The organism is Nocardioides sp. dk884, assembly GCF_009557055.1.
Lineage (GTDB): Bacteria > Actinomycetota > Actinomycetes > Propionibacteriales > Nocardioidaceae > Nocardioides.
In genome coordinates, this window is sequence record NZ_CP045649.1 from 620,232 (window position 1) to 642,164 (window position 21,933).

Sequence of the window (21,933 nt, forward strand, 5' to 3'; positions counted from 1 at the left end):
GCGATGATCCTGCGTCAGACCAAGCTGCTCGGCGTCATCTTCCTCGCCCTGCTCCTCGTCGCGGTCTATCTGACCTACGCGATCTTCACCAAGAAGTTCGCCGAGTACGACGAGGTCACGCTGCGCACCTCCAGCATCGGCCTGCAGCTCCCGCAGCGCGCCGACGTCAAGATCCGCGGGGTGATCGTGGGGGAGGTGCTCGCCACCGAGGTCACCGCGGACGGCGCCGAGCTCACCTTGGGCCTCCACCCGGACGAGCGCGAGACGATCCCGGCCAACGTCACCGGGTCGATCGTGCCCAAGACCCTGTTCGGCGAGAAGTACGTCGCCCTCGAGGTGCCGCCGCGCCCGGCAGCCGAGCCGATCGCCCCGGCCGCCGTCATCGAGCGCACCGAGGTGGCCACCGAGGTCGAGGAGGTCCTCTCCGACCTCTACCCGCTGCTGCGCACGGTGCAGCCGGCGCGGCTCAACGCCACCCTCAACGCGCTGGCGACCGCTCTCGAGGGGCGCGGCGACCAGGTGGGGCAGAGCCTGGAGACCCTCGACGCCTATCTCACCCGGCTGAACCCGCAGATCCCGGCGCTGATCGAGGACCTGCGCCTCACCGCCGAGGTCTCCGACGTCTACACCGACGTGATTCCGGAGGTGGCGCAGATCCTGGAGGACACGATCACCACCACCGGCACCCTCGAGGACCGCGAGACCGAGGTCGCGCGCTTGTTCACCGAGGTCACGGCGTTCTCCGGCACCGCTCGCACGTTCCTGCAGCAGAACGGCGACAACCTGATCCGGCTCGGGGACGTCAGCAAGGACGTCGTGGGGCTGCTCGCCAAGTACGCACCCGGCTTCCCCTGCCTGATCAACGGCATCGTGGGCGCGGGCGGGCGCCAGGCCGAGGCGTTCCGCGGCTACACCCTGCACATCGTGCTGGAGCTGCTCCCCAACCAGCCGCGGGCCTACACCCCCGAGGACGCGCCGCGCTTCGGGGAGAAACGGGGCCCGTCCTGCCTGAGCCTGCCGGACTCCGACAACAGCCAGGACAACCCGATGCGCAGCCAGCCCGACATGGACGACGGCGTCGACGAGCCGACCGGCAAGGGCACCATGCGCGCCCCGACCGGCTTCGGCGGTGACGGCGTCAGCGGCACTCTCGAGGAGGGCGCCCTGCTGCGCGAGCTGCTCGCCACCACCACCGGCACCACGCCCGAGGACGTCGACGACCTCGGCGTGCTGCTGCTGGCCCCGATGGCGCGGGGCGCGGAGGTGACCCTGCGATGAAGCTGTTGGACCGCCGTACCAGCGGGGACCTGCTCAAGCTGACGGTCTTCATGGTCGTCACCGCGCTGGCCACCTCGGTGCTGATCGTGATGGTCGGCAACCTCTCCTTCGCGGCCACCAAGGAGTACCGCGCGGTGTTCTCCGACGTCACCGGCGTCAACGAGGGCGACGACGTGCGCATCGCCGGGGTCAAGGTCGGCACCGTCAAGGACGTCGCGGTCGAGGACCGCTCGCGCGCCCGGGTCACGTTCACCGTGCAGGAGGACGCCGTCGTCAGCGGGTCGACCCACGCCACTGTCCGCTACCGCAATCTGGTCGGGCAGCGCTACCTGGCCCTCGACGACCGGGTGGGGGACACCGAGCCGCTCGAGGAGGGCGCCACCATCCCCATCGAGCGCACCAGCCCGGCGCTCGACCTCACGGTGCTGTTCAACGGCTTCAAGCCGCTCTTCCAGGCGCTCTCGCCCTCCGACGTGAACACGCTGTCGTATGAGATCGTCCAGGTCTTCCAGGGCGAGGGGGGCACGCTGGAGAGCCTCCTGGGCCACACCGCCTCGGTCACGAGCACGCTCGCCGAGCGCGACGACGTGATCACCTCGCTGATCACCAACCTCAACCAGGTCCTCGACCACCTCGGCGACCGCGACGAGGAGCTCTCGAAGCTCATCGTCAACTTCCGCACCCTCGTCGGCGGCCTCAAGAACGACCGACGCGCGATCCTGGACTCCCTGGACCAGATCTCGGCGCTGTCGGTGGAGACCGCCGGCCTGGTCACCGGCATCGAGGCGCCGCTGGCCGAGGACATCACCCAGCTGCGTCGCCTCACCGGCAACATCACCCGCAACAAGGGCGAGCTCGACCGGGCGCTGCAGGTGATGCCGATCAAGCTGGAGAAGATCGGTCGTACCGCGATCTACGGCTCCTGGTTCAACTTCTACCTGTGCCACCTCGAGGGCCGCGTCCGGCTGCCCGGCGGCATCGCTCCGCACGTCAACTACCACGTCGGCTCGGAGAGGTGTGATCTGGGATGAAGCCGTTCCGTGAGCGCAACCCCGTCGTCATCGGCGCGGTGAGCCTCGTCGTGCTGGCCGCGCTCCTGCTCGGCGCCTTCCGCGCCCAGGACCTCCCCCTGATCGGTGGCGGCACCACCTACTACGCCACGTTCGCGGAGTCCGGCGGGCTCAAGGCGGCCGACGAGGTCCGCATCGCCGGCGTCCGGGTCGGCAAGGTCGAGTCCGTCGAGCTCGACGAGGGTCGGGTCAAGGTCGCCTTCCGCATCGAGGAGAGCGCGGAGTTCGGGCCGCAGACCCGGGCCTCGATCCGGGTGAAGACGCTGCTCGGGGCGATGTACCTCGCCCTCGAGCCGGAGGGGAAGGGCCAGCTCGAGGCCGGCGGGGTGATCCCGGTCGAGCGCACGACCTCGCCGTACGACGTGGTGGACGCCTTCGAGGGACTCGCGGAGACCTCCGCGAAGATCGACACCGACCAGCTCGCGGCCGCGCTGACCACGCTGTCGGACCTGACCCGCAACACCCCCGAGGAGTTCCGGGCCGCGCTCGCGGGCGTCTCGGCCCTGTCGACCAACGTGGCGGCCAAGAACGACCAGATCAACGAGCTGCTCGGCAACCTCAAGCGGGTCTCCTCGGTGCTCGACGACCGTGACGAGGACCTGGTGGCGCTGATGCGCGACGCCGACGTGCTGTTCGCCTCGCTGGTCGGGCGCCGCGAGGCGATCCACGACCTCCTGGTCTCCACCACCGAGCTCTCCCGCTCGCTGAGCAGCCTGGTCCGCAGCACCCGCGCCGACCTCAAGCCGGCCCTCGCGCAGCTGGAGGAGGTCGTGACCGTGCTGACCCGCAACGAGGAGAACATCGACAACAGCCTGCGGCTGATGGCGCCGTTCTACCGGGTCTTCGCCAGCACGCTCGGCACCGGCCCGTGGTTCGACACCTACATCCAGAACCTCCCGCCGATCCCGGACCTGGCCAACGGCGGCGGCGTCGGGGGTGGTCTGCGATGAGCGTGCTGCGCCGCGTGATCGTGCCGCTCGTGGTCGCGGCCCTGGCCCTGGCCTTCGCGCTGACCGTCCTGGACGGCGGGGAGACCCGCACCCTGACCGCGAAGTTCCCCCGCACCGTCTCGGTCTACGAGGGCAGCGACGTGCGGGTGCTCGGGGTGCCGATCGGCAAGGTCGACTCGGTCACGCCCACGGGGACCGAGGTCGAGGTGCGCATGCACTACGACGCCGACGTCTCGCTGCCGAAGAACGCCCAGGCGCTGATCGTCGCGCCCTCGGTGGTGGGCGACCGCTACATCCAGATCACCCCCGTCCACGACGGCGGGCCGGTGCTGGAGGACGGCGCGACCCTGGAGGCCGACCGCACCGGCGTACCGATCGAGCTGGACCAGATCTACGCCAGCATCGACGACCTCACGGTCGCGCTCGGCCCGACCGGGGCCAACTCCGAGGGCGCCCTGAGCGACCTGCTGCGCACCACCGCGGAGAACTTCGGCGGCCAGGGCGCCCAGCTCAACCGCACCATCCGCGACTTCGGCAAGCTCAGCCAGACCCTCGACGACAACAAGGAGGAGCTCTTCGGCTCGGCGGCGGAGCTGGAGTCCTTCATCGGCACCCTGGCCCGCAACGACAAGACCGTACGGCGCTTCAACTCCTCCCTGGGCGAGGTCTCCACGATGCTGGAGGGGGAGCGCGAGGAGCTGGCCGCGGCGCTGGGGAACCTCTCCACCGCCCTCGGCCGGGTCTCGACGTTCGTGAGGGAGAACCGCGAGAGCCTGGGCCGCAACGTGGCCGGGCTCAACCGGGTGGCCAAGGTCCTGGTCAAGCAGCGCGACGCACTCGACGAGGTGCTCCGTGCCGGCCCGCTGGCGCTGAACAACCTGTTCCTCGCCTACAACCCGCAGACCGGCACCCTCGACACCAACGCCAACATCGGCAACCTCGCCAACGAGATCGTCTCCGACCCCGGCCTGCTGCTGTGCAGCTTCGTGGCCCAGATCGACAAGACCGGCACCCTGTGCGACCTGATCGACTCGGTGCTGCCCCGGGCCGGGGCGCTGTCGAAGGGCGCGGCATCCGGCGCCGCCCGCGAGGAGCGCGTCGACCCGAGCTTCGGCGGCCTCGTGGAGGTGACCCGATGACCCGCCTGCTGCGACGGGTCCTGCGCCCGCTGACCGGCGCCGTGCTCGGCGCGCTGCTGCTCACCGGCTGCGACGCCGACATCTACGACCTGCCGCTGCCCGGCGGCACCGACGTCGGGGCGGATCCGATCACGGTGACCATCATGTTCCGCGACGTGCTCGACCTGGTGCCGAAGTCGACGGTGAAGGTCAACGACGTCAGCGTGGGCCAGGTCAAGGAAATCGAGCTCGAGGACTACACCGCGCGCGTGGTCGTGGAGCTGCGCGGTGACACCGAGCTGCCCGACGACACGGTCGCGGAGATCCGCCAGACCAGCCTGCTCGGCGAGAAGTTCGTCTCGCTGCGGGCACCGGAGGGCGGCGGGAGCGACGAGCCGTTGGAGTCCGGCGACACCATCGGCCTGGAGCGCTCGGGACGCAACCCGGAGGTCGAGGAGGTGCTCGGCGCGCTCAGCCTGGTGCTGAACGGCGGCGGGGTCGCCCAGCTCAAGACCATCGCGCAGGAGCTCAACCTCGCCCTCGAGGGACGCGAGGACGCCGCGCGCTCGGTGCTCACTCAGGTCGACGACTTCGCCGGCGAGCTCGACGACAACAAGGCCGAGATCGTGCGCGCCATCGAGTCCCTGGACCGGCTGGCCCGCGAGGTCCGCTCCCAGCAGGACACGATCGACGCGGCCCTGGAGGAGCTGCCGAGCGCGCTCACCTCCATCGACTCCCAGCGCGGCGACCTGGTGCGGATGCTCCGGGCCCTCGACCGGCTCGGCGACGTCGGGGTCGACGTCATCTCGGCGTCGAAGGAGGACACGATCGCGACCGTGCGCCGGTTGCAGCCCGTGCTCACCCAGCTGGCCAACTCCGGTGACGGCCTCGTCGACGCCTTCCACGTGTTCTTGACCTATCCCTTCGTCGACGAGGTGGTCGGGCGCGACCCCCAGGTCGCACGCAACCTGCACCTCGGCGACTACACCAACCTGTCGGTCCAGCTCGACATCGACCTGAGCCTCGGGCTCGACGGCACCGGGACGCCGCCGCCGCTGCTGCCGAGCGATGCGAACCCCGTCAACATCGTCAGCAACGTCGTGAAGTGCATCGCCTCGGGCCGCCTCGACAGCCCGGCGTGCGAGGAGGTCCGCACCAACATCGGTGGCGTCTTGAAGCTCAAGCAGGAGTGCTTGAAGCCGAAGAACGAGAAGACGGTCGTGTGCCGGCTGCTCAACCAGGTGCCGGGCCTGCCCGACACCGGGATCGGCCCGCTCGACGACCTGCTCGGCGCCATCGGCCTGAGCCGCACGGTCACCGGCGACGCAGGATCCGTGGACCCGCGCCGCAGCGACCTCACCGTGGGCGACCTGCGCGGCGCCTTCGACCCCGGGCTGGTGGACCTGCTGGTGCCGGGACTGGTCGCCGACGACCTGGCCGACACCGCCGGCCCGGCCCAGCAGAGGAGCGCACGGTGATCACCCGTCGTACCAAGATCCAGCTGCTGGTCTTCGTGATCATCACGCTGGTCGGCGTCACCTTCGTCGGCGCCCGCTACGCGCGCCTGGACCGGCTGATCATCGACGACACCTACACCGTGGTCGCGCACTTCACGACCTCCGGCGGCATCTTCGCCGGAGCGGAGGTGACCTACCGCGGCGTCCAGGTCGGCTCGGTCGACAAGCTCGAGCTGACCGACGACGGCGTCGAGGTGCACCTCTCGGTGGACAAGGACCAGGACGAGATCCCCGCCGACGCGCTGGCCGTCGTCGGCAACCGCTCCGCGGTCGGCGAGCAGTACGTCGAGCTCCAGCCACAGGTCGACGAGGGCCCCTACCTCACCGAGCAGTCCCGCATCGAGGCCGAGGACACCCGCACCCCGATCGCCACCGAGACGCTGCTCGCCGACCTCTCGCGCACGGTCTCCTCGGTGGACCGCCAGGCGCTGCGCACCACCGTCGACGAGCTGGGCCTCGCCTTCGAGGGCACCGGTCGCGACCTGCAGCGCATCATCGACACGGGCACCTCGTTCATCGAGACCGCCGATGCGAACTTCGAGATCACCACCAATCTCATCCGCGACGCCAACACGGTGCTGCAGGGGCAGGCCGACTCCGAGAGCGCGTTGCGCACCTTCGCCCGCGACCTCTCGAAGTTCAGCGGCACGCTGGCCGGCGCCGACCGCGACCTGCGCGGCGTCATCGACTCCGGCCCGGTCGCGGCCCGCGAGCTGCGCACGTTCTTAGAGGACAACGGCGTGGCGCTGGGGGAGCTGATCAACGACGTGCGGACCACCGGCGACGTGGTCCGGGCCAACCTGCCCGGTATCGAGCAGCTGCTCGTCGTCTACCCCTACGTCGTCGAGGGTGGGTTCACCGTCGTGTCGAAGTCGCCCGACACCGGCCTGTACGACGCCCACTTCGGGCTGGTGCTGACCACCAAGCCGGCCTGTCGCCAGGGCTATGAGAGCACCGACCGGCGCATCCCCCAGGACGGCAGCAACCGCCCGATGAACATGGAGGCGGGCTGCACCGAGCCGGCCACCCGCACCAACGCCCGCGGCCCGCAGAACCTCGCGCCGCGCGCACCGGCGGCGTTCGACCGCGCACCCCTCGCGGCGTACGACCCGGAGACCGGCCGGACCGTCTGGGGTGCGCGTGCCGCACGCCTCGACGGCGGTGGCACGGTAGCGCCCGAATCCCTAGGAGAGGAGTCGTGGAAGTGGCTGTTCCTCCAGCCCCTGACCCGGGACTGACGACTGACCCGAGCCACCCCGCGCACGCCCCGTCGGGGCGCCTGCGGCTCGTGCTGCTCGCGGTGCTCGTCGTGGTCCTGCTCATCGGCGGCGCGCTCAGCGCGTGGCTGCTGGCCGACCGACCCGGTGCCCTGCCGGGGCGCGACAGCGCCGCCGACACGGTGCAGCACGAGCGCGAGCGGGTGATGGCCCAGGCCAGGCAGTTCATGCTGCGGGGGCAGACCTACGGCCCCGACGCCCTCGACGACGACGGCAAGCTGGGTGAGTACCGCGGCCTGGTCGAGGAGGTCGTCACCCCCAAGTTCATGACCGAGTTCGACCAGACCGTCACCGTCGCCGAGCAGCTGGTCTCCCAGCAGGGGGTCTCGCGCAGCGCGGAGGTGCTCGGCGTCGGCGTCGAGACCATCGACGACGACTCCGCGGTCGCCCTGGTGACCGGCCAGATCACCTCCACCCTGCGCAACGCCAAGGGCAAGGAGGTCCCGGCCCGCTCGGACCTGTTCCGGGTGGTCGTCGACCTCGTCGAGGTCGACGGCGACTGGCTGGTCGACGGCTTCGAGCAGGCATCGGAGGCCGCGCAGTGAGCGCCCAGATGAGCACCCCGTCGTGGTACGACCTGCTCGACGTCGACCCCACGGCCAGCACCGCCGAGGTCCGCGCCGCCTGGAAGGCCGCGGTCGCCGACCTCGACCCGACCGATCGTCGCTTCCGCGCCTACAACCAGGCCGCGGAGGTGCTGCTCGACCCCGACCGGCGCGAGGCGTACGACGCCGTGCGGGTCGCCGAGCTGGCCGAGCAGGAGCCGGACACCGCAGACCCCGCCGCGCCCGCGCCCGCGCCCGCGCCGGAGGCTGACGCGCCGCAGGCCCCCGCCACGCGGATCGTGCCCACCTGGCTGCTCGCGGGCGTCGGCGTGCTGGCGGCGCTGGCCGTCGCCATCGCGGCCTGGCTGGCGTTCGTCGTCCCGGCCGACTCCGAGGTCGAGGACGCCACCCGGGCCGCGCGCGCGGCGGCAGAGACCGCGGTCGTGCCGATCCTGTCCTACGACGCCGCGGACCTTGAGGCCTCGCGGGCCGCAGCGACCTCCTACCTGACGTCCGGCTACCGCGCCGAGTACGAGAAGTTCTTCGAGGGCGTGATGGAGAAGAACGCCCCGCGCACCGGCACCGTGGTGGAGACCAGCGTGGTGCGCTCCGGCGTGGTGCGCTCGGGGGAGGACCGCGTGGAGGTCTTCGTCCTGCTCGACCAGGCCACCACCAACGCCCGGCGCAAGCAGCCCTCGACGATCAAGTACTGGGTCACGGTCACGATGGAGCGGACCGACGAGGAGTGGCTGGTAGCGGGCCTGAAGACCCGCGCCTGAGGGCGGCCGGAGCGCGACACGGGACGCGCTTGGGGACAGCCTGCTTGACCTTCGCGACCCAGCCCCGCATGATCTTCGTCAGGATCATGCGACAGGTGGCTGCTGGCGTTGCCGCGAGCCCATTTGTGCGGTAGTGTAGCGCTTTGCGCCTGCCCTCAAATGCTTGTCTCCTGCCCGGTTGGATGACCTAGTGGTGGGTGGCGCGTCTCACCGTGCGATTCCGTCGAAGGACACCTGTTGGCCACGCGCAGCACCTCCGGTAACCCCCGCCGCATCTCTTTCAACAAGATCCAGGACCCCATCGAGGTCCCGCAACTCCTCTCCCTGCAGACCGACAGCTTCGACTGGCTGATCGGCAACGAGCGTCACCAGGCTGCCCTCGAGCGCCGGCGTGCCGAGGGCGAGGACGTGTCGGAGAAGTCCGGCCTGCAGGAGATCTTCGAAGAGATCTCCCCGATCGAGGACTTCTCCGAGACGATGTCGCTCTCGTTCGAGAACCCGGTCTTCTACGACCCCAAGTACACGGTCGCGGAGTGCAAGGAGAAGGACTTCACCTACTCCGCTCCGCTCTACGTCTCGGCGGAGTTCACCAACAACGACACCGGCGAGATCAAGGGCCAGACGGTCTTCATGGGCGACTTCCCGCTCATGAGCGACAAGGGCACCTTCATCATCAACGGCACCGAGCGTGTCGTGGTCAGCCAGCTGGTCCGCAGCCCGGGCGTCTACTTCGAGCGCTCGGTCGACAAGACCTCCGACAAGGACATCTACACCGGCAAGCTCATCCCGAGCCGCGGTGCCTGGCTGGAGTTCGAGATCGACAAGCGCGACCTGGTCGGCGTGCGCCTGGACCGCAAGCGCAAGCAGAACGTCACGGTGCTCCTGAAGGCCCTCGGCTGGACGAACGAGCAGATCCGCGAGGAGTTCGGCCAGTACGAGTCGATGATGCTCACGCTGGAGAAGGACAACACCGAGACCCAGCGTGACGCGCTCCTCGACATCTACCGCAAGCTGCGCCCGGGCGAGCCGCCGACGGAGGAGGCCGCTCAGACGCTGCTGAACAACTACTACTTCAACCCCAAGCGCTACGACCTCGCCAAGGTCGGTCGCTACAAGATCAACAAGAAGCTCGGCCTGCTCGAGGCCTTCGACCAGCAGACGCTGACGATCGACGACATCGTCGCCGCGATCCGCTACATCGTCGCGCTGCACGACGGCCAGAAGCAGCTCGAGACGCCCCAGGGCACCCTCGACATCTCCTCCGACGACATCGACCACTTCGGCAACCGCCGCATGCGCACGGTGGGCGAGCTGATCCAGAACCAGCTGCGTACCGGCCTGGCCCGCATGGAGCGCGTCGTGCGCGAGCGGATGACGACCCAGGACGTCGAGGCGATCACGCCGCAGTCGCTGATCAACATCCGTCCGGTCGTCGCGGCGCTGAAGGAGTTCTTCGGAACCTCCCAGCTCTCGCAGTTCATGGACCAGACCAACCCGATCGCGGGCCTGACGCACAAGCGCCGCCTCTCCGCGCTGGGCCCGGGCGGTCTGTCCCGTGACCGCGCCGGCATGGAGGTCCGTGACGTCCACCCCTCGCACTACGGCCGCATGTGCCCGATCGAGACGCCGGAAGGCCCGAACATCGGTCTGATCGGCTCGCTGGCCTCCTACGGCCGGATCAACCCGTTCGGCTTCGTCGAGACGCCGTACCGCAAGGTCGAGAACGGCCGGGTCACCGACCACATCGACTACCTCACCGCTGACGACGAGGACCGCTACGTCATCGCGCAGGCCAACGCCGCGATGGACGACGACGGCAACTTCGTCGAGGAGCGGGTGCTGGTGCGCCAGCGCGACGGCGAGGTCTCTGAGATCCTGGCCGACGAGGTCGACTACATGGACGTCTCGCCGCGCCAGATGGTCTCCGTCGCGACCGCGCTGATCCCCTTCCTCGAGCACGACGACGCCAACCGCGCGCTCATGGGCGCCAACATGCAGCGTCAGGCCGTCCCGCTGATCAAGTCCGACAGCCCGCTGGTCGGCACCGGCATCGAGTACCGCGCCGCGGTCGACGCCGGCGACGTGGTCACCGCGACGAAGGCCGGTGTGGTCAAGGAGGTGTCCGCCGACGCCGTCGAGGTGATGAACGACGACGGCACCTACTCCACCTACCGCCTGGCGAAGTTCCGCCGCTCCAACCAGGGCACCTGCATCAACCAGCGCCCGCTGGTCGACGAGGGCGCTCGCCTGGAGGTCGGCAGCCCGATCGCCGACGGCCCGTGCACCGACAACGCCGAGATGGCGCTGGGCACCAACCTCCTCGTGGCCTTCATGCCGTGGCAGGGCCACAACTACGAGGACGCCATCATCCTGAGCCAGCGTCTGGTCCAGGAGGACGTCCTCACCTCGATCCACATCGAGGAGCACGAGGTCGACGCCCGCGACACCAAGCTGGGCCCCGAGGAGATCACCCGGGACATCCCGAACGTCTCCGAGGAGATGCTGGCCGACCTCGACGAGCGCGGCATCATCCGCATCGGCGCCGAGGTCACCACCGGTGACATCCTCGTCGGCAAGGTCACGCCCAAGGGCGAGACCGAGCTGACCCCCGAGGAGCGCCTGCTCCGCGCGATCTTCGGTGAGAAGGCGCGCGAGGTGCGCGACACCTCGATGAAGGTCCCGCACGGCGAGTCCGGCACCGTCATCGGCGTCCGGGTCTTCGACCGCGAGGACGGCGACGAGCTGCCCCCGGGCGTCAACCAGCTGGTCCGCGTCTACGTCGCCCAGAAGCGCAAGATCTCCGTCGGTGACAAGCTCGCCGGCCGCCACGGCAACAAGGGCGTCATCGCCAAGATCCTGCCGGTCGAGGACATGCCGTTCATGGAGGACGGCAGCCCGGTCGACGTGATCCTGAACCCGCTCGGTGTGCCGCGACGCATGAACATCGGCCAGATCCTCGAGCTCCACCTCGGCTGGCTGGCCAAGCAGGGCTGGGACATCAACCTCTCCGGTGACCCTGAGGACTCGGCCTGGAAGCAGCGCCTGATCAAGATCCAGGCCGACAAGGCCGAGCCGAACACCAAGGTCGCGACCCCGGTGTTCGACGGTGCGCGCGAGGACGAGATCACCGGCCTGCTGGGCGCGACGATCCCGACGCGTGACGGTGAGCGCCTGATCGACGAGACCGGCAAGGCGCGGCTCTTCGACGGCCGCTCCGGCGAGCCGTTCCCGGAGCCGGTCTCGGTCGGCTACATGTACATCCTCAAGCTGCACCACCTCGTGGACGACAAGATCCACGCGCGCAGCACCGGCCCGTACTCGATGATCACGCAGCAGCCCCTGGGCGGTAAGGCCCAGTTCGGTGGCCAGCGGTTCGGCGAGATGGAGGTCTGGGCGATGGAGGCGTACGGCGCCGCCTACGCCCTGCAGGAGCTGCTCACGATCAAGTCCGACGACGTGCCCGGTCGCGTCAAGGTCTACGAGGCGATCGTCAAGGGCGAGAACATCCCCGACTCGGGTATCCCGGAGTCGTTCAAGGTGCTCGTCAAGGAGATGCAGTCGCTCTGCCTCAACGTGGAGGTGCTCAGCCAGGACGGCTCGCGCATCGAGCTCCGCGACGCGGAGGAGGACGTCTTCCGTGCTGCCGAGGAGCTCGGGATCGACCTGTCTCGCCGCGAGCCCAACAGCGTCGAAGAAGTCTGATCGAGCGCCCGGGCCGGCGGCCACCGCCGCCGGCCCGGGCCGATCAGTCCTCAGCTTTGATTTCGAGAACTAACGAAGGACAACAGCCACCGTGCTCGATGTGAACTTCTTCGACCAGCTTAAGATCGGCCTGGCCACCGCGGACGACATCCGTACCTGGAGCCACGGCGAGGTCAAGAAGCCGGAGACCATCAACTACCGCACGCTCAAGCCCGAGCGTGACGGCCTCTTCTGCGAGAAGATCTTCGGTCCCACCCGGGACTGGGAGTGCTACTGCGGCAAGTACAAGCGCGTGCGCTTCAAGGGCATCATCTGCGAGCGCTGCGGCGTCGAGGTGACCCGTTCCAAGGTGCGTCGTGAGCGCATGGGCCACATCGAGCTGGCCGCGCCTGTCACCCACATCTGGTACTTCAAGGGTGTCCCGAGCCGTCTGGGCTACCTGCTGGACCTGGCGCCGAAGGACCTCGAGAAGGTCATCTACTTCGCCGCCTACATGATCACCTCGGTCGACGAGGACGCCCGCCACAACGACCTGTCCTCCCTCGAGGGCAAGGTCGGCATGGAGCGTGAGCGTCTCGAGAAGCGCCGCGACCAGGCGCTCGAGGACCGCAGCCGCAAGCTGGAGGAGGACCTCGCCCAGCTCGAGGCCGAGGGTGCCAAGGCCGACCAGCGCCGCAAGGTGCGCGACGGCGCCGAGCGCGAGATGAAGCAGCTGCGTGACCGCTCGCAGCGCGAGATCGACCGCCTCGACGAGGTCTGGAACACCTTCAAGAACCTGAAGGTCCAGGACCTCATGGGCGACGAGATGCTGTACCGGGAGATGAAGACCTGGTTCGGCAAGTACTTCGAGGGCCACATGGGCGCGACCGCGATCCAGAAGCGCCTCCAGGACTTCGACATCCCTGCCGAGATCGAGTCGCTGCGCGACACCATCGCCAACGGCAAGGGCCAGAAGAAGGTCCGCGCCCTCAAGCGCCTCAAGGTCGTCGACGCCTTCCGCAAGACCGGCAACAAGCCCGAGGGCATGGTCCTCGACGCCGTCCCGGTCATCCCGCCGGACCTGCGTCCGATGGTGCAGCTCGACGGTGGCCGCTTCGCGACCTCTGACCTCAACGACCTGTACCGCCGCGTGATCAACCGCAACAACCGCCTCAAGCGGCTGCTCGACCTCGGCGCCCCCGAGATCATCGTCAACAACGAGAAGCGGATGCTCCAGGAGGCCGTCGACTCGCTGTTCGACAACGGCCGTCGTGGTCGCCCCGTCACCGGCCCGGGCAACCGGCCGCTGAAGTCGCTCTCCGACATGCTCAAGGGCAAGCAGGGTCGCTTCCGTCAGAACCTGCTCGGCAAGCGCGTGGACTACTCGGGCCGTTCGGTCATCGTGTCGGGTCCGCAGCTGAAGCTGCACCAGTGCGGTCTGCCCAAGCAGATGGCCCTGGAGCTCTTCAAGCCGTTCGTGATGAAGCGCCTGGTGGACCTCAGCCACGCGCAGAACATCAAGTCCGCCAAGCGCATGGTCGAGCGTGCCCGCCCGGTCGTGTGGGACGTCCTCGAAGAGGTCATCACCGAGCACCCGGTGCTGCTGAACCGTGCGCCCACGCTGCACCGTCTCGGCATCCAGGCCTTCGAGCCCCAGCTGATCGAGGGCAAGGCCATCCAGCTGCACCCGCTGGTCTGCACGGCCTTCAACGCCGACTTCGACGGTGACCAGATGGCGGTGCACCTGCCGCTGTCCGCCGAGGCGCAGGCCGAGGCTCGCATCCTGATGCTCTCGACCAACAACATCCTCAAGCCCTCGGACGGCCGTCCGGTGACCATGCCTACCCAGGACATGATCATCGGCCTGTTCTTCCTGACCCAGGACCGCGAGGGCCAGCCCGGCGAGGGCCGTTCCTTCGGCTCGCAGGCCGAGGCGATCATGGCGTTCGACCGCCGCGAGATCACGCTGCAGTCGAAGGTCAACATCCGGCTCGCCGACGTCGTGCCGCCGATCGGCTTCGAGACCCCCGAGGACTGGGAGCCGGGTCAGCCGCTGCTGATCCCGACCACGCTGGGCCGCACGATCTTCAACGACAGCCTCCCGGCCGACTACGCCTACGTGAACAACAAGGTCGGCAAGAAGGAGCTCGGCGCGATCGTCAACGACCTCGCGGAGCGCTACACCAAGGTCGAGGTCGCCGCCTCGCTCGACGCCCTCAAGGACAACGGCTTCCACTGGGCCACCCGCTCGGGTGTCACGGTCTCCATCGACGACGTCACCACGCCGTCGGACAAGAAGGAGATCCTGTCCGGCTACGAGGCCCAGGCCGCGAAGGTGCAGAAGCAGTTCGAGCGCGGTCTGGTCACCGACGACGAGCGTCGCCAGGAGCTCGTCGAGATCTGGACCGAGGCCGGCAAGCGCGTCGGTGAGGCCATGGAGAAGGCGTTCGTCGACACGAACCCGATCCACATGATGGTGAACTCGGGCGCGTCCGGTAACTACAACCAGATCCGCCAGGTCGGCGCCATGCGTGGCCTCGTGGCCAACCCGAAGGGCGAGATCATCCCGCGCCCGATCAAGGCGAACTTCCGTGAGGGCCTCTCGGTCCTGGAGTACTTCATCTCCACCCACGGTGCTCGCAAGGGTCTGGCCGACACCGCGCTGCGTACCGCCGACTCGGGCTACCTGACCCGTCGTCTGGTGGACGTCTCGCAGGACGTCATCATCCGCGAGGACGACTGCGGCACCGAGCGCGGTCTGCCCAAGCGGATCGGTGAGCGCCTCGAGAACGGCACCGTGGTCAAGCACGAGAACGCCGAGACCGCGGCGTACGCCCGTGCCGCCGCCGTCGACGTGGCCCACCCGGAGACCGGCGAGATCCTCGCCGCCGCCGGCGACGACCTCGGCGACGTCAAGATCGCCGAGCTGATCGCGGCCGGCATCGAGGAGGTCAAGGTCCGCTCCGTGCTGACCTGTGACGCCCGCACCGGCACCTGCGCCAAGTGCTACGGCCGCTCGCTGGCGACCGGCAAGCTGGTCGACATCGGTGAGGCGGTCGGCATCATCGCCGCCCAGTCCATCGGTGAGCCCGGCACGCAGCTGACCATGCGTACCTTCCACACCGGTGGTGTGGCCTCCGCGGACGACATCACCCAGGGTCTGCCCCGCGTGGTCGAGCTCTTCGAGGCCCGCTCCCCGAAGGGTCGTACGCCGATCGCCGAGGCCGCTGGTCGCGTCGAGATCGAGGACTCCGACAAGGCCCGCAAGGTCATCCTCACCCCCGACGACGGCTCCGAGGTCCAGGAGTACCCCGTCTCGAAGCGCTCGCGCCTCAACATCGAGGACGGCCAGCACGTCGAGGTCGGTCACCACCTGACCTCGGGTACCCCGGACCCGCAGGACGTCCTGCGGATCCTGGGTGTGCGCAAGGCACAGGAGCACCTCGTGGACGAGGTCCAGGAGGTCTACCGCAGCCAGGGCGTGGCGATCCACGACAAGCACATCGAGATCATCGTCCGGCAGATGCTGCGCCGGGTGACGGTCATCGAGTCGGGTGAGACCAACCTGCTGCCCTCCGACCTCGTGGATCGCGTGATCTTCGAGGAGGAGAACCGCCGCGTGGTCTCCGAGGGCGGCAAGCCGGCCTCGGGTCGTCCGGTGCTCATGGGCATCACCAAGGCCTCGCTGGCCACCGAGTCGTGGCTGTCGGCCGCCTCCTTCCAGGAGACGACCCGCGTCCTCACCGACGCCGCCATCAACGGCAAGTCGGACTCGCTGCGCGGTCTGAAGGAGAACGTGATCATCGGCAAGCTGATCCCGGCGGGTACCGGTCTCGAGCGGTACCGCAACATCCGGGTGGAGCCCACCGAGGAGGCCCGCGCCGCGGCGTACTCCGTCACCGGCTACGACTCCTACGACTACGAGTTCGGCGGCACCGCCGGCGCCGCCGTCGCTCTGGACGACTTCGACTTCGGGTCCTACCAGAACTGACGCACGCGCTCGTCGCAGTCGACGAACGGCCCCGTTCCCTCCTGGGAGCGGGGCCGTTCGGCGTCCCGGGAGCGGGCGGGGCGCGAGCCGGGGCGAGGTGGCTTGGTCGCCCCTGTGGTGCCCTGCGAGAATCGCGGGGTGAGCACCCCTGTCAAGACCGACGTCCTCGTGGTCGGCGCCGGTCCCGCCGGCGCCGCCGCTGCGGCCTGGGCCGCGACCTCCGGCGCGGACGTCGTGCTCGCCGACGCGGCGATCTTCCCCCGCGACAAGACCTGCGGCGACGGCCTCACGCCGCGCGCGATCGCCGAGCTCGACCGGCTCGGCCTCACCGACTGGGTGCGCTCGCACACCGTCAACCGCGGCCTGCGCGCCCATGGGTGGGGCCAGGTGCAGGAGCTGCCCTGGCCGGGCGGTGAGCACCCCAGCTGGGGCTCCGCCGTCGCCCGCACCGAGCTCGACGACCACCTGCGCACCGCGGCGCTCAAGCGGGGCGCCGTCGGCGTCGAGAACGCGCGGGCCGTGGACGTGCGGATGGACGGCGACCGGGTGGCCGCCGTCGTGTTCCGCCGCGCGGGCGAGACCTTCGAGATCGGGTGCGAGCGGCTGGTGGTCGCCGACGGGGTGCGCTCGCCGCTGGGCAAGGTGCTGGGCCGCGAGTGGCACCGCGACACCGTGTACGGCGTCGCCGGTCGCTCCTACATCGCCTCCACGCGCAGCGACGACCCGTGGATCAGCTCCCACCTGGAGCTGCGCGACCAGGAGGGCACCGTGCTCTCCGGCTACGGCTGGATCTTCCCGCTCGGCACCGGCGAGGTGAACATCGGCGTGGGCGCCTTGGCGACCGCCGCGCGTCCGGCCAACATCGCGGTGCGTCCGCTGATGAGCCACTACGCCGACCTGCGCCGCGCGGAGTTCGGGCTCTCCGGTGAGCTGCGCGCCCCGGCCTCCGCGCTGCTGCCGATGGGCGGCGCCGTGAGCGGCGTGGCCGGCGCGAACTGGGCGCTGGTCGGTGACGCGGCTGCCTGTGTGAACCCGCTCAACGGCGAGGGCATCGACTACGGCATGGAGACCGGCCGACTGGTCGCCGAGCTGCTCGCGGACGGCGCCGATCTGGCGACCGCGTGGCCCGCCGTGCTGCGCGAGCACTACGGCGAGGCGTTCTCGATCGCCCGCCGGCTGGCCGGGATCGCGACGCTGCCGCGCCTGGTCGCGACCCTGGGTCCCGCCGGCATGCGCAGCGACCTGCTGATGACTCTCGCGCTGCGCTGGATGGGCAACCTGGTCACCGAGGAGGACCGCGACCGCGCCGCCCGCATCTGGCGCTGGGCCGGTCGCCGCTCGATCGCACGCGACGCCCGACCGCCGTTCTCGTGAGCCGCCAGGCGCAGGTCCAGCGGGTCGCGGCGTACGCCGTCATCGTGCGCGGCGAGCAGATCCTGCTCAGCCGGATCGCGGAGCGGATCGCCCAGGGCGAGATGTGGACCCTGCCCGGCGGTGGCCTGGAGCGCGGGGAGGAGCCGCGCGCAGCGGTGGTCCGCGAGGTGTACGAGGAGACCGGGCTGCCGGTCATCGTGGGCGAGAGCGCCCGCGTCTACACCTTCCACCAGCCCTCCGCCTGGCGCGACGGGCGGCGCGTGGACGTCTGGTCCGTGCGGATGGTCTACGACGCGTGGGTGCCGGTTGACGCGCCCGAGCCGCGGGTGGTCGAGGTCGACGGCTCCACCGTCGAGGCCGCCTGGCAGCCGCTGAGCACGGTGCTCGAGGGCAGGCTCCCGGTGACGGCGCTGGTGCGCGAGGCGCTCGCCGACCACGCGGCCGCCCGGCACCAGCGGGTCGCCGCCTATGCCCTGGCCCGCCGCGGCGACGCGGTGCTGCTGACCCGGATCTCCGCCCGCGGCGCGCACCCGGGCAGCTGGACACTGCCCGGCGGCGGCATCGACCACGGCGAGGAGCCCCGCGCCGCGCTGCGGCGTGAGCTGCTCGAGGAGTGCGGGGTCGTCGCGGAGGTGGGGGAGGTGCTCGAGGTCCACGACGTGCACTTCACCGGCACCGCGCCGACCGGGCGCCGCGAGGACTTCCACGGCGTGCACCTCATCTTCTCGGGCTCGGTGCCGCCCGGGGCGCAGCCCCGTGTCGCGGAGGTGGACGGCACCACCGACGCCGCCGCCTGGGTGCCGCTCGCCGACATCGAGTCCGGCACGGTCCAGGTGCTCGACGTGGTGCGCGCCGCCCTGGCCGCGGCCGAGCGTCGGGCCTGAGCGACGCGCCGGTCGGCGTACGTCTCACCGGTCCCGGGCGGCATGCGCGCCACCGGTGCCGGGTGGGAGACTGGGCCGGTGCGGTTCGCGTTCATCCTGACCACGGCGGCGTACGCCGTGCTGCTGGGCGCGGCCGCGACCCGTCTGCCCGAGCGGGTGCCGGTGCACCTGGGCTTCATGGAGCATCCGGAGAGCTGGGGCTCGCGCGCCGAGGCCGTCGCGCTGTTCGGCGTCGCCGGGCTCGCGCTGGCCCTCGCCACCGCCTGGGTCGCCCGGGTGCTGCCGAGGCAGCCGCTGTCCTCGCCGTGGGTCGACGTCCCGCACCACGAGTGGTGGAGCGCCACGCCCGCGCGTGAGGCAGAGGCCCAGCGCCGCATGGTCGGCGACCTGTACGGCGTCGGCGCGGCGGCGATGCTGCTGCTGGGCGGCGTGCTGGTCTCCGTCATGATCACGGCGCGCGCCGGGGAGCCCACCCTGGGCTCGCCGTTGCTCACCGTGCTCGGCGGGGGAGTCATCGGCCTCATCGTGTGGTCGCTGTGGATGTCGCTGTTCCGTTACCGACCCGAGGAGGGGCGATGAGCGCCGAGACCATCACCGCAGGCGCAGGCGCCGCGGGCGCACCCGCGACCGGGGACCTGAAGGCCGAGCTGCGCCGCCGCGGGCTCACCGACGTCGATGACACCACGCTCACCCGCGCGATGTACTCCACCGACGCCTCGATCTATCGCGTGGTGCCGCAGATCGTGGCCCGCCCGCGCCACGTCGACGAGCTCGACGCCCTGCTCGACGCCGCCCGCACCCTCGGCGTACCGCTGACGATGCGCGGCGCCGGCACCTCGATCGCCGGCAACGCCGTCGGCACCGGCATCGTGGTCGACACCGTGCGCCACCTCAACAAGGTGCTGGAGATCGACCCGGAGACCCGCACCGCGCTGGTCGAGCCGGGCCTGATCCACGCCAACCTGCAGAAGGCCGCGGCCCCGCACGGGCTGCGCTTCGGCCCCGACCCCTCGACCCACCCGCGCTGCACCATCGGCGGGATGATCGGCAACAACGCCTGCGGCTCGCGCGCCCTGGGCTACGGCCGCACCGCCGACAACGTGGTCGACCTCGACGTGGCCTACGCCGCCGACGGCGACGTGCCCGCCCAGCTGGCCGCGCTGGTCGAGGCCCACCTCGGACACGTGCGCACCAGCTTCGGGCGCTTCTCGCGCCAGGTCAGCGGCTACTCCCTGGAGCACCTGCTGCCCGAGCGCCGCTCGCTCGACAAGTTCCTGGTCGGCTCCGAGGGCACCCTCGCGGTGGTCCGCCGCGCCCGGGTGCGGCTGGTCCCGGAGGTGGCGCGCCACCTGGTCGTGCTCGGCTACGCCGACATGTTCGAGGCCGCGGACGCGGTGCCCGGGCTGCTCGCCGCGGTCGGCCAGCAGGACGTCTCCACCGAGGGCTCTGCCCTGGTCGCCTGCGAGGGCATGGACGCCCGGATCGCCGATCTGGTCCGCGCCCGCGGCGGCGCGGTGCCGCAGCTGCCGCGCGGTGCCGGCTGGCTGATGGTCGAGGTCGTCGACCCCGCACTGCTCGCCACCGTGGTCGCGGCCGCCGGCGCCCTGGACCACCGCGTGGTCACCGACGCCGCCGAGGCCGCCGCGCTGTGGCGCATCCGCGAGGACGGCGCCGGACTCGCCAGCCGCAGCCTGCCCACCCCGGCGTACTCCGGCTGGGAGGACGCCGCCGTCCCGCCGGCCCAGCTCGGCTCCTGGCTGCGCGACTTCGACGCGCTGCTGCGCGAGCACGACCTCGACGGGGTGCCCTACGGCCACTTCGGCGACGGCTGCGTGCACGTGCGCATCGACTTCAAGTTCGACGACGGCGGGGCGTCCTTCCGCGACTTCATGACCGCCTCGGCCCACAAGCTCGCCGAGTACGGCGGGTCGCTGTCCGGCGAGCACGGCGACGGCCGGGCCCGCTCGGAGCTGCTGTCGATCATGTATCCCGAGGAGTCGGTGCGGCTCTTCGGCGCGGTCAAGGCGATCTGCGACCCCGCCAACGTGCTCAACCCCGGCGTCCTGGTCGACCCCGCCCCGCTGGACGCCGACCTGCGCCCGGCGCGCCCGCGCACCCGTGAGGGCGTCCCCGCGCTGCGCTTCCTGCACGACGAGGGCTCCTTCGGCAACGCCGTGCACCGCTGCACCGGCGTCGGCAAGTGCGTCGCGGCCACCAGCGCCGGCGTCATGTGCCCGTCGTACCAGGCCACCCGCGAGGAGAAGGACTCCACCCGCGGCCGCGCCCGGGTGCTCCAGGAGGCGCTCGACGGCGCGCTGGTGCAGGGCGTGCAGGACCCGGCCGTGCACGAGGCGCTCGACCTGTGCCTGTCGTGCAAGGGCTGCTCCTCGGACTGCCCGACCGGCATCGACATGGCGACCTACAAGTCCGAGGTGCTGCACCAGACCTACTCCGGCAAGGTGCGCCCGCGCACCCACTACCTGCTCGGCCGGCTGCCGCAGTGGGTGCGGATGAGCGCCCCGGTCGCGCCGCTGGCCAACGCGGTGATGCGGATCAAGCCGCTCGCCTCGCTCGCGCGCGCCACCGCCGGCATCGACCAGCGCCGCTCGATCCCCACGTTCGCCACCACCACGCTGCGCCGCAGCCAGCGCGCCGCGAAGGGCGCCGGCCGGGCCACCGGCGCGGAGCAGGCGCCGGACGTGTGGGTGTGGGCGGACTCCTTCACCGACCACTTCTTCCCGCGCAGCGGGCACGCCGCGATCAAGGTGCTGGAGGCCGCCGGCCTGCGGGTGCGGGTGATCGAGGAGTCCGCGTGCTGCGGGCTGACCTGGGTCACCACCGGCCAGCTGGACCAGGCGCGCTCGATCATGGAGCGCACCGTGCGCACGCTCGCGCCGTACGTCGACTCCGGCGTGCCGGTCATCGGGCTGGAGCCGTCGTGCCTGGCCACCCTGCGCAGCGACGCCACCGAGCTCACCGCCGACCCGGCCGCGGCGCGGGTCGCCGCCGGGGTGCGGACCTTCGCCGAGCTGCTCACCGACCTGGTGCGCGACGGGCGGGTGCGGATGCCCGACCTCACCGGCACCGAGATCGTGGCGCAGCCGCACTGCCACCACTCCTCGGTGCTCGGCTGGTCCGCCGACGAGAAGCTGCTGCGCGACGCCGGGGCCACCCTGACCAAGGTCGCCGGCTGCTGCGGGCTCGCCGGCAACTTCGGCATGGAGAAGGGCCACTACGAGGTGTCGGTGGCGGTCGCGGAGACGCACCTGATGCCGGCCGTCCGGGCCCACCCCGAGGCGGTCGTGCTGGCCGACGGCATGTCGTGCCGGGTGCAGCTCGCCGACCTCGCCGAGGTCGAGACGATGCACCTCGCCGAGCTGCTCGCCGCGCGCCTCGAGGGCTGAGGCGGGGGCTCCCAGCGATGCCGGTCCGCGGGGACAGCGCTCCTAGAATGGAGCGGTGAACCCAC

14 protein-coding genes are annotated in these 21,933 nt (G+C 70.6%); all 14 read left to right on the plus strand.

What is annotated here, in order from left to right:
- Positions 1–3: 3 nt before the first annotated feature.
- Positions 4–1,278, plus strand: coding sequence for an MCE family protein (locus tag GFH29_RS03030; protein ID WP_153321988.1), 1,275 nt, complete (start codon positions 4–6; stop codon positions 1,276–1,278).
- A complete protein-coding gene (locus tag GFH29_RS03035) occupies positions 1,275–2,309 on the plus strand; it encodes an MCE family protein (RefSeq protein WP_153321989.1) in 1,035 nt (344 codons plus the stop codon). Before GFH29_RS03030 ends, GFH29_RS03035 begins: the two co-directional genes overlap by 4 nt.
- Positions 2,306–3,298: an MCE family protein gene (locus GFH29_RS03040; protein WP_153321990.1), complete on the plus strand. Its 993-nt coding sequence runs from the start codon at positions 2,306–2,308 to the stop codon at positions 3,296–3,298. Before GFH29_RS03035 ends, GFH29_RS03040 begins: the two co-directional genes overlap by 4 nt.
- Positions 3,295–4,437, plus strand: a complete 1,143-nt coding sequence (locus tag GFH29_RS03045; protein WP_153321991.1) for an MCE family protein — start codon at positions 3,295–3,297, stop codon at positions 4,435–4,437. Before GFH29_RS03040 ends, GFH29_RS03045 begins: the two co-directional genes overlap by 4 nt.
- Positions 4,434–5,894: an MCE family protein gene (locus GFH29_RS03050; protein WP_153321992.1), complete on the plus strand. Its 1,461-nt coding sequence runs from the start codon at positions 4,434–4,436 to the stop codon at positions 5,892–5,894. Before GFH29_RS03045 ends, GFH29_RS03050 begins: the two co-directional genes overlap by 4 nt.
- A complete protein-coding gene (locus tag GFH29_RS03055) occupies positions 5,891–7,171 on the plus strand; it encodes an MCE family protein (protein WP_153321993.1) in 1,281 nt (426 codons plus the stop codon). Before GFH29_RS03050 ends, GFH29_RS03055 begins: the two co-directional genes overlap by 4 nt.
- Entirely contained in the window at positions 7,138–7,755 is a 618-nt protein-coding gene (locus tag GFH29_RS03060) for a hypothetical protein (protein WP_153321994.1), read from the plus strand. Before GFH29_RS03055 ends, GFH29_RS03060 begins: the two co-directional genes overlap by 34 nt.
- 8 nt (positions 7,756–7,763) lie before the next feature.
- On the plus strand, positions 7,764–8,534 hold the full coding sequence (locus tag GFH29_RS03065; protein ID WP_153321995.1) for a J domain-containing protein: 771 nt from the start codon (positions 7,764–7,766) through the stop codon (positions 8,532–8,534).
- Positions 8,535–8,768: 234 nt separating this feature from the next.
- A complete protein-coding gene (locus tag GFH29_RS03070) occupies positions 8,769–12,236 on the plus strand; it encodes a DNA-directed RNA polymerase subunit beta (protein ID WP_416224761.1) in 3,468 nt (1,155 codons plus the stop codon).
- Between the two features lie 91 nt (positions 12,237–12,327).
- A complete protein-coding gene (locus GFH29_RS03075) occupies positions 12,328–16,206 on the plus strand; it encodes a DNA-directed RNA polymerase subunit beta' (RefSeq protein WP_153321997.1) in 3,879 nt (1,292 codons plus the stop codon).
- A 138-nt stretch (positions 16,207–16,344) separates the two neighbouring features.
- Positions 16,345–17,580 (plus strand): geranylgeranyl reductase family protein, encoded by a 1,236-nt coding sequence (locus tag GFH29_RS03080; RefSeq protein ID WP_153321998.1) that lies wholly within the window; start codon positions 16,345–16,347, stop codon positions 17,578–17,580.
- Complete coding sequence (locus tag GFH29_RS03085; RefSeq protein ID WP_228387729.1) at positions 17,577–18,464, plus strand: NUDIX domain-containing protein; 888 nt, start codon at positions 17,577–17,579, stop codon at positions 18,462–18,464. The genes GFH29_RS03080 and GFH29_RS03085 overlap by 4 nt, the downstream gene beginning before the upstream one ends.
- 78 nt (positions 18,465–18,542) lie before the next feature.
- A complete protein-coding gene (locus tag GFH29_RS03090) occupies positions 18,543–19,043 on the plus strand; it encodes a hypothetical protein (protein WP_153321999.1) in 501 nt (166 codons plus the stop codon).
- Positions 19,040–21,868: an FAD-binding and (Fe-S)-binding domain-containing protein gene (locus tag GFH29_RS03095; protein WP_153322000.1), complete on the plus strand. Its 2,829-nt coding sequence runs from the start codon at positions 19,040–19,042 to the stop codon at positions 21,866–21,868. The genes GFH29_RS03090 and GFH29_RS03095 overlap by 4 nt, the downstream gene beginning before the upstream one ends.
- The last annotated feature ends 65 nt before the right edge of the window (positions 21,869–21,933 follow it).

What these genes read in the sequence shown, in the direction of transcription:
- GFH29_RS03045 (WP_153321991.1), top strand. Translation starts at nt 3,295, where the DNA reads ATGAGCGTGCTGCGCCGCGTGATCGTGCCGCTCGTGGTCGCGGCCCTG.
- GFH29_RS03035 (WP_153321989.1), top strand. Translation starts at nt 1,275, where the DNA reads ATGAAGCTGTTGGACCGCCGTACCAGCGGGGACCTGCTCAAGCTGACG.
- GFH29_RS03040 (WP_153321990.1), top strand. Translation starts at nt 2,306, where the DNA reads ATGAAGCCGTTCCGTGAGCGCAACCCCGTCGTCATCGGCGCGGTGAGC.
- GFH29_RS03095 (WP_153322000.1), top strand. Translation starts at nt 19,040, where the DNA reads ATGAGCGCCGAGACCATCACCGCAGGCGCAGGCGCCGCGGGCGCACCC.
- GFH29_RS03050 (WP_153321992.1), top strand. Translation starts at nt 4,434, where the DNA reads ATGACCCGCCTGCTGCGACGGGTCCTGCGCCCGCTGACCGGCGCCGTG.
- GFH29_RS03030 (WP_153321988.1), top strand. Translation starts at nt 4, where the DNA reads ATGATCCTGCGTCAGACCAAGCTGCTCGGCGTCATCTTCCTCGCCCTG.
- GFH29_RS03065 (WP_153321995.1), top strand. Translation starts at nt 7,764, where the DNA reads ATGAGCACCCCGTCGTGGTACGACCTGCTCGACGTCGACCCCACGGCC.